Annotated in this window: 10 protein-coding genes; 6 read left to right on the forward strand and 4 right to left on the reverse strand. The window is 74.0% G+C overall.

Annotation, left to right across the window (positions count from 1 at the left end):
• Positions 1 to 23 precede the first annotated feature (23 nt).
• The 4 genes from lysS to RTG05_RS03030 all read left to right on the forward strand — a co-directional run bounded on the left by lysS (position 24) and on the right by RTG05_RS03030 (position 5,337).
• Positions 24 to 1,529 carry a lysine--tRNA ligase gene (gene lysS / locus RTG05_RS03015; protein ID WP_166527406.1) on the forward strand — a complete coding sequence of 502 codons (1,506 nt, stop codon included), beginning with the start codon at positions 24 to 26 and terminating at the stop codon, positions 1,527 to 1,529.
• Positions 1,530 to 1,677: 148 nt separating this feature from the next.
• Positions 1,678 to 2,031, forward strand: coding sequence for a histone-like nucleoid-structuring protein Lsr2 (locus RTG05_RS03020; RefSeq protein ID WP_166527407.1), 354 nt, complete (start codon positions 1,678 to 1,680; stop codon positions 2,029 to 2,031).
• 197 nt (positions 2,032 to 2,228) lie between these two features.
• Positions 2,229 to 2,591, forward strand: coding sequence for a hypothetical protein (locus tag RTG05_RS03025; protein ID WP_315912272.1), 363 nt, complete (start codon positions 2,229 to 2,231; stop codon positions 2,589 to 2,591).
• Positions 2,592 to 2,811: 220 nt separating this feature from the next.
• A complete protein-coding gene (locus tag RTG05_RS03030; RefSeq protein WP_166527408.1) occupies positions 2,812 to 5,337 on the forward strand; it encodes an ATP-dependent Clp protease ATP-binding subunit in 2,526 nt (841 codons plus the stop codon).
• Positions 5,338 to 5,515: 178 nt separating this feature from the next.
• Here RTG05_RS03030 and RTG05_RS03035 read toward each other — a convergent pair whose 3' ends face one another.
• Positions 5,516 to 6,415: an HhH-GPD family protein gene (locus tag RTG05_RS03035; protein WP_208104764.1), complete on the reverse strand. Its 900-nt coding sequence runs from the start codon at positions 6,413 to 6,415 to the stop codon at positions 5,516 to 5,518.
• Between the two features lie 77 nt (positions 6,416 to 6,492).
• On the opposite strand from RTG05_RS03035, the gene RTG05_RS03040 reads away from it, so the two are divergent.
• Complete coding sequence (locus RTG05_RS03040; RefSeq protein WP_166527410.1) at positions 6,493 to 7,185, forward strand: MucR family transcriptional regulator; 693 nt, start codon at positions 6,493 to 6,495, stop codon at positions 7,183 to 7,185.
• A gap of 63 nt (positions 7,186 to 7,248) precedes the next feature.
• Here the strand turns inward: RTG05_RS03040 and disA are convergent, their stop codons facing one another.
• The 3 genes from disA to RTG05_RS03055 all read right to left on the reverse strand — a co-directional run bounded on the left by disA (position 7,249) and on the right by RTG05_RS03055 (position 10,673).
• Positions 7,249 to 8,334 (reverse strand): DNA integrity scanning diadenylate cyclase DisA, encoded by a 1,086-nt coding sequence (gene disA, locus RTG05_RS03045; RefSeq protein ID WP_089306193.1) that lies wholly within the window; start codon positions 8,332 to 8,334, stop codon positions 7,249 to 7,251.
• A gap of 98 nt (positions 8,335 to 8,432) precedes the next feature.
• Positions 8,433 to 9,785: a DNA repair protein RadA gene (gene radA, locus RTG05_RS03050; RefSeq protein ID WP_315912273.1), complete on the reverse strand. Its 1,353-nt coding sequence runs from the start codon at positions 9,783 to 9,785 to the stop codon at positions 8,433 to 8,435.
• 126 nt (positions 9,786 to 9,911) lie between these two features.
• A complete protein-coding gene (locus RTG05_RS03055) occupies positions 9,912 to 10,673 on the reverse strand; it encodes a copper chaperone PCu(A)C domain-containing protein (RefSeq protein WP_166527412.1) in 762 nt (253 codons plus the stop codon).
• 102 nt (positions 10,674 to 10,775) lie between these two features.
• Here RTG05_RS03055 and RTG05_RS03060 point away from each other — a divergent pair, with 102 nt between their 5' ends.
• Positions 10,776 to 12,341, forward strand: coding sequence for a cryptochrome/photolyase family protein (locus RTG05_RS03060; RefSeq protein WP_208104765.1), 1,566 nt, complete (start codon positions 10,776 to 10,778; stop codon positions 12,339 to 12,341).
• Positions 12,342 to 12,377 lie beyond the last annotated feature (36 nt).

Below are 12,377 nucleotides of genomic sequence, written 5' to 3' on the forward strand. Positions count from 1 at the left end.
GCCTCCCCGTAGGCTCGCTGCCCGTGAGTGAGCAACCCCCGGGTCCGCCCGACGACGAACTCCCCGAACAGCTGCGGGTGCGCCGGGCGAAGCTGGACCGGATGCGCGAGGCCGGCATCGACCCCTACCCGGTCGCCGTGCCGCGCACGACCACGCTGGCCGCGGTGCGAGAACGGCACCCCGACCTGGAGCCGGACACCACGACCGGTGAGCGGGCCGGCGTCACCGGCCGGGTCATCTTCGTGCGCAACACCGGCAAGCTGTGCTTCGCGACGCTGCGGGAGGGCGACGCCGAGCTGCAGGTCATGCTCTCCCTCGACCGCGTCGGCGCCGACGCCCTCGGCGCGTGGAAGTCCGACGTCGACCTCGGCGACCACGTCTTCGTCGAGGGCGAGGTCGGGACGTCCCGCCGCGGGGAGCTGTCGGTCTTCGCCGACTCCTGGCAGATGGCCGCCAAGGCGCTGCGGCCCCTGCCCGTGGCGCACAAGCCGATGAGCGAGGAACTGCGGGTGCGGCGCCGCTACGTCGACCTCATCGTGCGCGACGAGGCCCGGCGCACCGTGCGCCAGCGCGCGACCGTCGTGTCCACGCTGCGGTCCTCGATGGCCGCGCGCGGTTTCCTCGAGGTCGAGACACCGATGTTGCAGACGGTGCACGGCGGTGCCGCGGCGCGGCCGTTCCGCACGCACATGAACGCGTTCGACCTCGACCTGTACCTGCGCATCGCGCCGGAGCTGTTCCTGAAGCGCTGCATCGTCGGCGGCCTGGAACGGGTCTTCGAGATCAACCGGAACTTCCGCAACGAGGGAGCCGACAGCACGCACTCACCGGAGTTCGCGATGCTGGAGGCCTACCAGGCCCACGCCGACTACCAGGTGATGGCCACCCTCACCCGGGAGCTGACACAGGAGTGCTGCGCCGCGGTGTTCGGCGACCACGTGGCGCGGCACAACGACGGCACCGAGATCGACCTGTCGGGGGAGTGGCGGCAGGTGCCGCTGTACGCCGCGGTCTCCGACGCCGTCGGCGAGGAGGTCACCCCGCAGACGCCGGTGGCCGACCTGCGGGCGCTCGCCGAGCGGCACGACGTGGGCGTGGACCCGGCCTGGCTGCCGGGCAAGGTGGTCGAGGAGCTGTTCGAGGCGCTGGTGCAGGACACGCTGCAGGAGCCGACCTTCGTCGTCGACTACCCCCTGGACACCTCCCCGCTGACCCGGGCGCACCGGTCGCAGCCCGGGCTGGCCGAGAAGTGGGACCTCTACATCGCCGGGGTGGAGCGGGCCACGGCCTACTCCGAGCTGGTCGACCCGGTGGCGCAGCGCGAGCGCCTGGTCGCGCAGTCCCGCCTGGCCGCCCAGGGCGACCCGGAGGCGATGGCCTTCGACGAGGACTTCCTCGAGGCACTGGAGTACGGCATGCCGCCCACCGGTGGCGTGGGGATGGGCATGGACCGGCTGATGATGACGCTCACCGGGTCGGGCATCCGCGAGACCATCTTGTTCCCACTGGTGCGGCCGCTGTCCAGCTGAACGCCGCGGTGCCCTTTCTCACTCAATTGTGCGTGATGCGTCCATCCTTTCCGCGAATGGTCTATGGTCGTTCTCGACAGTGAGTTCAACCCGGTTCGGTCCGATTCGGGCCCGGATCGCGCGAGCAGTGTGGGAGCGGATCAGACGAATGGCACGCAAGGTGCAGGTCATCCTCAGTGACGACCTCGACGAGAACGTGCCCGCGGACGAGACGGTGAGTTTCTCGCTCGACGGCACCAGCTACGAGATCGACCTCTCGGAGAAGAACGCGCAGGAACTGCGGGACACGTTCTCCCGTTACGTGCAGGCCGCCCGCAAGGTCGGTCGCGGCGGCGGCCGGGCCTCCGGTGGCGGTCGCTCCCGGGCCACCGGCGGCGGCGGGCGCATGGACCGTGAGCAGGCCGGCGCCATCCGTGACTGGGCGCGCAAGAACGGCCACGCGGTCAGCGACCGCGGACGCATCCCGAGCAGCGTCGTCGAGGCCTACGAGGCCGCCCACTAGACGAAGGACCCCCTCGCCCCCCGCCACTCGCAGGCTCGCGGCGGGACCCTGCAGCGGGGCCGTTCCAGCACGTCGCCACGGCCCGGCACCTCGGTGAGGTGCCGGGCCGTCGTCGTCCCGTCACAAGAGGTCACCGGCGGCCGGGCAGGGACCTTCGACCCTGGGGAGTCCCCGGACGGTCCGGCGACGGTCTGGGCATGAGCCAGGACGCGGCCGAGACGACCACCCGTCACGACCCGGCGCCCGCCGCGGGCGTCGCCGCACCACGGCCCCGCACGCCGGCCGCGGTGCAGGGGCCGTGGCGAGCGGCCGGACGGCGCCGGGTGGCCGCCTCCGGGCGGGACCACTGGACCGCCGGCGTGGACGCCGCGGCGCCCCGCTCGCCGTGGGGCGGGACGGCGCCCAGCCGGCTGCACGCGGTCGGGGACGAGGGGCTCGTCGCCGGGCGGGCGCTGTGCCTGGCCCCGGTGACCCTGCTCGACCCGGCCGTCTGGGCCTGGCCGGAGGACGCCGACGACGACGGGCCGCTGTGCTGGGTGTGCCTGGCCCTGACCCGCTGACGCCGCGTCTGCTCTGGGCGTAACCGGCGCGGAACACCGGTCGGCGACCATCGGTTGGACCGAACAGCTCCCCTCCTCCGCACCGGCCGCGTGCCGACGGGGGGACGGAGACCGCGACTACAGTGGAAAGACCGGTGCCCCGCGCGCCGACGGACGTCGGGTGCTCCTCCCCACCAGGGGAGGGCAGCGCCGGACCAGCCGGTCAGAGGAGAAGCAGCAGATGTTCGAACGGTTCACCGACCGAGCCCGCCGCGTGGTCGTCCTGGCCCAGGAAGAGGCCCGGATGCTCAACCACAACTACATCGGCACCGAGCACATCCTCCTGGGCCTGATCCACGAGGGTGAGGGTGTCGCCGCCAAGGCGCTCGAGTCCCTCGGCATCTCGCTGGAGGGCGTCCGCCAGCAGGTGGAGGAGATCATCGGCCAGGGCCAGCAGGCCCCCTCCGGCCACATCCCCTTCACGCCGCGCGCCAAGAAGGTGCTGGAGCTGTCGCTGCGCGAGGCGCTGCAGCTCGGCCACAACTACATCGGCACCGAGCACATCCTGCTCGGCCTGATCCGCGAGGGCGAGGGCGTCGCCGCCCAGGTGCTGGTGAAGCTGGGCGCGGACCTCAACCGCGTCCGCCAGCAGGTCATCCAGCTGCTGTCCGGCTACCAGGGCAAGGAGCCCGCCGCCGCCGGCGGCCCGGCCGAGGGCACGCCGTCCACCTCGCTGGTGCTCGACCAGTTCGGCCGCAACCTGACCCAGGCCGCGCGCGACTCCAAGCTCGACCCGGTCATCGGGCGGGCCAAGGAGATCGAGCGGGTCATGCAGGTCCTGTCGCGGCGGACCAAGAACAACCCCGTCCTCATCGGCGAGCCCGGCGTCGGCAAGACCGCCGTCGTCGAGGGCCTGGCCCAGGCGATCGTCAAGGGCGAGGTGCCCGAGACGCTCAAGGACAAGCAGCTCTACACCCTGGACCTGGGGGCCCTCGTCGCGGGCAGCCGCTACCGCGGTGACTTCGAGGAGCGGCTGAAGAAGGTCCTCAAGGAGATCCGCACCCGCGGCGACATCATCCTGTTCATCGACGAGATCCACACCCTCGTCGGGGCCGGTGCCGCGGAGGGCGCGATCGACGCCGCCAGCATCCTCAAGCCGATGCTGGCCCGCGGTGAGCTGCAGACCATCGGCGCCACCACGCTGGACGAGTACCGCAAGCACCTGGAGAAGGACGCGGCGCTGGAGCGCCGCTTCCAGCCCATCCAGGTCGGCGAGCCGACGCTGCAGCACACCATCGAGATCCTCAAGGGCCTGCGCGACCGGTACGAGGCGCACCACCGGATCAGCATCACCGACGGCGCCCTCGTCGCCGCCGCGACGCTGGCCGACCGGTACATCTCCGACCGCTTCCTCCCGGACAAGGCGATCGACCTGATCGACGAGGCCGGTGCCCGGATGCGGATCAAGCGGATGACCGCCCCGCCGGACCTGCGCGAGTTCGACGACCGGATCGCGGCCATCCGCCGCGAGAAGGAGTCCGCCATCGACGCGCAGGACTTCGAGAAGGCCGCGTCGCTGCGCGACAAGGAGAAGACCCTCCTGGGCGAGAAGGCCGAGCGCGAGAAGCAGTGGAAGGCCGGCGACATGGACGTCGTCGCCGAGGTCGACGACGAGCAGATCGCCGAGGTGCTGGCCAACTGGACCGGCATCCCCGTCTTCAAGCTGACCGAGGAGGAGACCACGCGTCTGCTCCGCATGGAGGACGAGCTCCACAAGCGGATCATCGGCCAGGAAGAGGCCATCAAGAGCGTCTCCCAGGCGATCCGGCGGACGCGGGCGGGCCTCAAGGACCCGCGCCGTCCCGGTGGCTCGTTCATCTTCGCCGGCCCCTCCGGTGTGGGTAAGACGGAGCTGGCCAAGGCGCTGGCCCAGTTCCTCTTCGGTGAGGACGACGCGCTCATCCAGATCGACATGGGCGAGTTCCACGACCGGTTCACCGTGTCGCGGCTGGTCGGTGCCCCTCCCGGCTACGTCGGTTACGACGAGGGTGGCCAGCTGACCGAGAAGGTGCGGCGCAAGCCGTTCTCGGTGGTCCTCTTCGACGAGATCGAGAAGGCGCACGCGGACGTGTTCAACACGCTCCTGCAGGTGCTGGAGGACGGTCGGCTCACCGACGGTCAGGGCCGGATCGTGGACTTCAAGAACACGATCCTGATCCTCACGACCAACCTCGGTACCCGGGACATCTCCAAGGCCGTGGGTCTGGGCTTCCAGGTCGGCAACGACACCCAGTCGAACTACGAGCGGATGAAGCTCAAGGTCAACGAGGAGCTCAAGCAGCACTTCCGGCCGGAGTTCCTCAACCGCATCGACGACATCGTGGTGTTCCACCAGCTGACCGAGGACGAGATCATCGAGATCGTCGACCTCATGGCGGCCCGGGTGGAGACCCAGCTGGCCAACAAGGACATGGCCCTGGAGATCACCCCGGCGGCGAAGAAGCTGCTCGCCCACCGCGGGTTCGACCCGGTGCTCGGTGCCCGGCCGCTGCGCCGGACCATCCAGCGCGAGATCGAGGACGCCCTCAGCGAGAAGATCCTCTACGGCGAGCTGACCGCCGGTCAGATCATCGTGGTGGACGTCGAGGGCGAGGGCACCGACGCGAAGTTCACCTTCCGCGGCGAGGCCAAGCCGATCGACCTCCCCGACACCCCGCCGGTCGCGCTGTCCGGTGGCGACGAGGAGCCCCCGGCCCAGGCCGAGTGAGCTGAGCGCACGACCCGGAGGGGCCGTCTCCCGCGAGGGAGGCGGCCCCTCCTTCGCCTGGGGGGCCCCGACCCGCCCCCGCTGGGCCCGCCGTGATCATCGGCGGGTGGTCGCCGCATCCCGGCGTGTCGGGCAGCCACCCGCCGATGATCGCGGCCTGACTGGCGCGGCGGGTGGGTCAGGCGGGCAGCCGGAACCGACCGTCGGCGGTCTGCTCGACCAGCCCGTCGGCGAGGAGGGAGTCCAGGCAGCGCGAGCGCTGCACGGCCTCCGCCCAGGCCGGCTCCAGCGCCGGTGCGGCCACCGGCCCCTCAGCGGCCCGCAGGACGTCCAGCAGCCGCCCGCGGACCTGCCGGTCCGTGCCGGCGAACCGCTGCACCCTGCGCGGCGGTCCCTCGGCCGCCGGGGACCCGGCCAGCCGCCACGCGCAGGCCGTCCGCACCGGGCACACCGCGCAGCGCGGCGTGCGGGCCACGCACACCAGCGCGCCGAGCTCCATGACCGCCACGGAGAACCGCACCGCCCGCTCCGGGTCTGCGGGGGCCAGCGCCGCGACGTCGGTGAGGTCGGCCGCCCGCGCGGGCGCGGCGTCGGCCCGGCCGTGCACCAGCCGGGCCACCACCCGACGCACGTTCGTGTCGACCACCGGCTGCGGCTGCCCGTGGCCGAAGCAGGCGACGGCACGGGCGGTGTAGGTCCCGACACCGGGCAGCGCCTCGAGGGCGGCCACGTCGGACGGCACGACGCCGCCGTGCCGCTCGGTCAGGGCGACCGCGGTCTCCCGCAGCCGCAGCGCCCGCCGCGGGTAGCCGAGCTTGCCCCAGGCGCGGATCACCTCGGCCGGGGACGCGGCGGCCAGCGCTGCCGGGGTGGGCCAGCGCGCCACCCACTCCCGCCACACCGGCTCGACGCGGGCCACCGGCGTCTGCTGCAGCATCACCTCGCTGACCAGCACCGCCCACGGGTCGGTGTCCGGGCGGCGCCACGGCAGGTCGCGGGCGGCGGAGGCGAACCAGTCGACGAGGGTGTCGCCGACGGCGTCGGGCGACGGCGGGAAGGCGCGGGCCGGGCTGTCCACGGGGTCCCAGTGTGCCGCCCCCAGGGGACGGCGTGCCGCCGTGGGCACGCCTCCGGGCGCGCACTACCGTTCTCGGGGTGCTGCACCCGGTCGGCCCCCTGCCCACGGCGGTCTACTGGCGGCGGCGGCTGCTGGTCCTGCTGCTGGTCGTGGCGGTCCTGGGCGGCGGGGGGTGGCTGCTCGTGGCCGCCCTCGGCGGTGCTCCCGGGCGGACGTCGACGGCCACGGCCGCGGCGACCTCCGCGGCCGCGGCCACCGAGCCGCCCGCTCTGGAGCGGGTGCTGCCCCCGGTGACCGGCGTCCGGACGCCCACCCCGGCGCCCGAGCCACCCGCCGAGCCGGAGCCGTCCGCCGAGCCGCCCGCGGCGACCCAGGCCCCCGGGGGCCCCTGCGGGGACGACGCGGTCGAGCTCGTGGTGCGCAGCCCGGGCAGCGCACCGGCCGGCAGCAAGCCGACGTTCGAGCTGGTGGTCACCAACGTCTCGCCGGTGCCGTGCGTGCGGGTCCTCGACGAGCGCCTGCAGGAGGTGCTGCTGCTGGACGAAGCCGGCAACCGGGTGTGGGGCAGCAACGACTGCTTCCCCGGGGACGGCACCCAGACCCGCACCCTGGCGCCGGGGGAGTCGGTGACCGCCTCCCTGGTGTGGGGCGGGCTGACCAGCGAGCCGTCCTGCACCGCCCCGCGGACGACGCCGGCGCCGGGGGAGTACGTGCTGCGCGGCCGGCTGGACACCGAGGTCAGCCCCGACGTGCCCTTCACCGTCTCCTGAGCCGGCCCTCCTGCAGGGTCCCGCCGCGAGCTTGCGAGCGGTGGGGGGCAGGAGGGTCCTCCTCTAGCTGTAGCGGTCGAGGATCGAGGTCTCGGCCAGCCGGGAGAGGCCCTCGCGGATGCCGCGGGCCCGGGCCTCCCCGACGCCCTCGACGGCCAGCAGGTCCTCGATGGTGGCGGCGAGCAGCTTCTGCAGGCCGCCGAAGTGGTCGACCAGGCGGTCGATGATGCTCGCGGGCAGCCGCGGGACGCGGGCCAGCAGGCGGTAGCCCCGCGGGCTGACCGGGGAGTCCAGCGCGTCGGCGGACGTCGGCAGCCCGTAGCAGCGGGCCACCGCGGACAGGTCGAGCAGCTCGGTGGCCGACAGCGCGCGCAGGTCGGCGAGGACCTCCTCGATGCCCCGCGGCCGGCGCAGCCCCGAGGGCAGGTAGTCGCGCACGAGCAGCGCGCGGTCCTCCTCGACGCCGGCGAGCATCTCGTCCAGCTGCAGCGCGAGCAGCCGCCCGTCGGTGCCCAGCTCGACGACGAAGCCCTCAATCTCGTCGGCGATCCGGCGGACCATCTCCAGCCGCTGGCTCACGCTCATGGCGTCGCGGACGGTGACGAGGTCCTCGATCTCCAGCGCCGACAGCGTGCTGGCCACCTCGTCCAGGCGCAGCTTGTACCGCTCGAGGGCGGCCAGGGCCTGGTTGGCGCGGGCCAGGATGGTGGTCGGGTGCTCCAGCGTGTAGCGCCGTCCGGCGACGTAGACGCTGATGATGAGCATCGACTGGCTGACCGAGATCACCGGGAAGCCGCTCTGGATGGCGACCCGCTCGGCGGTGCGGTGCCGGGTGCCGGACTCCTCGGTGGGCACGGTGGGGTCGGGCATCAGGTGCACGCCGGCCCGCACGATGCGGGTGCCGTCGTAGGAGACGATCACCGCGCCGTCCATCTTGGCCAGCTCCCGCAGCCGGGTGGCCGACAGCGCGACGTCGAGGGCGAAGCCACCGGTGCAGATGGACTCGACCACCCGGTCGTACCCCAGCACGATCAACGCGCCGGTGCGCCCGGCCAGGATGCGCTCCAGACCGTCCCGCAGCGCCGTGCCCGGTGCGATGCGGCCGAGCAGTTCGCGGAGCGCGACCTCGGAGTCCACAGCGGGGGGCACGAGCGCTCCTGACGTTCGAGGTGGTGGCGGCTGAGTCTACGTGGCGCGGGGCGTCCCGGCGGTCGCCGGTGAACCCCCGGAAACGAAACGGTAGCGCCTCAGAACAGCCGGGTGAAGGCGGCTCCGAGGTCGGGCACCTCGACCAGCCGCATGCCCCGGGGCGCGCTGCCGGCGTCCTCGGGGACGAACGCGACCTTGTAGCCCTGCCGGGCCGCCTCGGCCAGCCGCCGGCCGGTGCCGCCGACGCGGCGGATCTCCCCGGACAGGCCCACCTCGCCCACCGCGACCAGGCCGCGAGGGAGGGGGACGTCCTTGGCCGCCGAGGCGATGGCCAGGGCCAGGGCCAGGTCGGCCGCGGGCTCGGCGATGCGCACCCCGCCCACGGAGGCGGCGAACACGTCGGCGTCGGCCAGCTTGACCCGCCCGCGCCGCTCCACCACGGCGTTGACCATCGCGACGCGTTGGGAGTCCAGGCCGCTGACCGCCCGGCGGGGCGAGCCGCCGCCGCCGGTGCCGGCGACGAGGGCCTGCACCTCGGCCAGCAGCGGCCGGCTGCCCTCCAGCGTGACGGTGACGCAGCTGCCGGGGACCGGTGCGCTGCGCCGGGACACGAACAGCGACGACGGGTCGGGGACGCCGACGACGCCGGTGTCGCCGATCTCGAAGCAGCCGATCTCGTCGGCCGGGCCGAAGCGGTTCTTCATCGCCCGCACCAGCCGCAGCGTGGAGTGCCGCTCCCCGTCGAAGGAGACCACCACGTCGACGAGGTGCTCCAGGGTGCGCGGCCCGGCGATGGCGCCGTCCTTGGTGACGTGGCCGACCAGGATGGTGGTCATCCCGCGGCTCTTGGCGACGGCGGTGAGCGCGCTGGCCACCGCCCGCACCTGGGTGGCCCCGCCGTCGGTGCCCTCCACCGCGGGGGAGCGCACCGTCTGCACGCTGTCGAGCACGAGCAGGGAGGGTGCGACGTCCTCGACGTGGGCGAGGACGGCGGACAGCTCGGTCTCCGCGGCGAGGTAGAGCCGGTCGTGCAGCGCGCCGATCCGCTCGGCGCGCAGCCGCACCTGGGCCGCGGACTCCTCCCCGGAGACGACGAGGGCCGGGCCGTTCGTGGCGGCCACCCGGTGGGCGACCTCGAGCAGCAGCGTGGACTTGCCGACCCCGGGCTCGCCGGCGACCAGCAGGACCGCGCCGGGGACCAGCCCGCCGCCGAGGACGCGGTCGAACTCGTCGATGCCGGTGGGCACCGCACGGGCGGCGGCCAGTTCCACCTGGGCGATCGGCACCGCCGGTGCGGTCACCGGGCCGGCGGCCACGGCGCGCAGTGGTGAGGCGGGGGCGCCGACCTCCTGCAGCGTGCCCCAGGCCTGGCACTCGGGGCACCGGCCGACCCACTTGGCCGAGGCGTGGCCGCACTCGGTGCAGCGGTGGGCGGGACGGGTGGACCTCACTCCGGCAGGTGGCACTCCCCGACGCTAACCGCGGGGGGTGACGTTCCTGAGGCGACGTGCTGGAACGGCCCCCGTCCAGGGGCCCGCCCTGAGCTCGCGAAGGGCAGGGGGGACGGGGGTCCTCCTTCAGTCGCCGTCCCCGCCGCCGGCCTCGGCCTCGCGCTCGCGGGCGACGTCCTCGGCGCCGTCGGTGCCGCTCTCCTCGCCCTCCTCGTGGTGGAAGTCGAAGGGCTCCTCGCGCGGGACCACCCGGGTGGGCGTGCCGACCAGCGCCTGCACGGTGATCTCACCGGCGCGCTCGAAGGTCAGGGTGGCCTCGATGCTCTGGCCGGCGGTCAGCTCCTCGGTCAGGCCGACCAGCTGGACCGTCGCCCCGCTGTCGCCCCCGAGGAAGACCGTGGACTGCGCAGGGAGGGGGATGTCGACGGTGGAGCTCGCCGTCGGCGTGGCCGGGGCGCTCGACGACGGGAGCGCACCGGGGGACGGCGTCGCCGCGGGGTCCGTGGGCGCCGGTTCCGGCGCGCTGGGGGAGGCGGCCACCGGCTCGGCCGACGGCGAGCCCGGGACGGCGGGGACCGGCGTGGCCTGTCCGGACACCAGGACGCCCTCGAACGCCTCGCCCTCGATGGACACGAGCCGGTCGGGCTCGTTGTCGGTGTTGACGACCGCCATCTCCAGCTCGGCGTCCTCGCCCTCCTCGTACAGGCCGTCCGGGGGGTAGGCGAGGGTGATCGCGCGCAGCTCGACGTCGCCGACCGCGGCCTGCGGGCCGACCTTGTCCCGGTTCTGGGTGGCCGTCTGGGCGACCTGACCGGCGCTGCAGGCGGTGAGCGCGATCGGGCTGAGCAGCAGGGCGCCCATCGTGGCGGCGCGCAGTGCGCGGTTCACGGCCGTCGACCTCCAGGGGAGCGTGCCGGCCACCGCAGGTCGATGGCCCGGCTCGCGCCGAGCCTAACTCGCGCTCCAGGATGGGCGCCTGGAGGTGAGGCCGTGCCGCAGGAGCCGCGCACGCCGCGGCGGCCGGGGGAGGACCCCGCGCTGGCCGCCTTCCCGGCCCGCGCGCCGGACACCCGGCGCTGGTGCTTCGCCGACCAGCTGGGGCCGCACTTCCTCGACGCCCCGGACCAGCCGGTGCTGCTCGTCGAGTCCAAGGCGGTGTTCGCCCGCCGCCGCTTCCACCGCCAGAAGGCCCACCTGGTGCTGTCGGCGCTGCGGCACCGCGCCGCCGAGCTGGGCGAGCAGGCGCAGCTGCACCGCGTGCAGGGCTACGCCGAGGCGCTGGACCGGGTGCGCGAGCCGGTGAGCGTGTGCGCACCCACCACCTGGAGCAGCCGCGACCACGTGCTGCGCCGTCCCGGCCTCACCGTCCTCGCCGCCCGGGGGTTCGTCGCCACGCAGGAGGAGTTCGCGGCCTGGGCCGGGGGCAGGGGCCGGGGCCGGCTGCTCATGGAGGACTTCTACCGGCACAACCGCCGCCGGCACGACGTGCTGATGGACGGCGCCGAGCCGGTCGGCGGGCGCTGGAACCTCGACCACGACAACCGCGAGCCCCCGCCCCGGGACGGGCGGATCGGCGTCCCCGAGCCGTGGTGGCCGGAGGAGGACGACATCGACGCCCAGGTGCGCGCCGACCTGGACCGCTGGGCGGCCGACGGCGAGGTGGCCTTCGTGGGGGACGACGGCCCGCGGCTGTTCCCCGCGACCCGGGCCGAGGCGCTGCACCGGCTGCGCGACTTCCTGGACACGCGGCTGGGCGCGTTCGGCCCGCACGAGGACGCGATGCTGGCCGGTGAGCGGTGGATGGCGCACTCGCTGCTGTCCCCGGCGCTGAACCTCGGCCTGCTCGACCCGGTCGAGGTGGTGCAGGCAGCCGAGCAGCGCTACCGGGACTCGGTGGCCGAGGGCGACCCGCTGCCGCTGAACAGCGTCGAGGGGTTCATCCGCCAGGTGATGGGCTGGCGGGACTACATCTGGCACACCTACTGGCACCTCGGCCGCGACTTCCGGCACGGCAACGCCCTGGCAGCGCACGAGGCCGTGCCCGACTGGCTGGCCGACCTCGACGACGGCGCGGTCGACGCGGCCTGCATGTCCGACGTCCTCGGCGACCTGCGCCGCGACGGCTGGGTGCACCACATCCCCCGGTTGATGGTGCTGGGCAACTACGCGCTGCAGCGCGGCATCGACCCGCTGGCGATGACCGACTGGTTCCACCGCAGCTTCGTCGACGGCTACGACTGGGTGATGGTCGCCAACGTCGTCGGCATGAGCCAGCACGCCGACGGCGGGCGGGTGGCCACCAGGCCCTACGCCTCCGGCGGGGCCTACATCGACCGGATGAGCGACTACTGCCGCGGCTGCCGCTACGACCCGCGCAAGCGGCTGGGGGAGGACGCCTGCCCGTTCACCGCCGGCTACTGGGCCTTCCTGGAGCGCAACCGAGAGCGGCTGGCGCCCAACCTGCGGATGCGCCGGGCGCTGCAGGGCCTGGACCGGCTCAAGGGCCTGGAGGAGGTCGTCGAGCAGGAGCGTCTGCGCGGCACCGGCCCGATCTGACCCCGCCCGACCGGGTGACCGTGGTCCGGTCCGCCC

It is taken from the genome of Geodermatophilus sp. DSM 44513 (assembly GCF_032460525.1).
GTDB lineage: Bacteria > Actinomycetota > Actinomycetes > Mycobacteriales > Geodermatophilaceae > Geodermatophilus.

Bases quoted from the DNA above. Each gene is read 5' to 3' on its own strand.
- RTG05_RS03030 (WP_166527408.1), top strand. From the start codon at position 2,812: ATGTTCGAACGGTTCACCGACCGAGCCCGCCGCGTGGTCGTCCTGGCC.
- RTG05_RS03025 (WP_315912272.1), top strand. From the start codon at position 2,229: ATGAGCCAGGACGCGGCCGAGACGACCACCCGTCACGACCCGGCGCCC.
- RTG05_RS03020 (WP_166527407.1), top strand. From the start codon at position 1,678: ATGGCACGCAAGGTGCAGGTCATCCTCAGTGACGACCTCGACGAGAAC.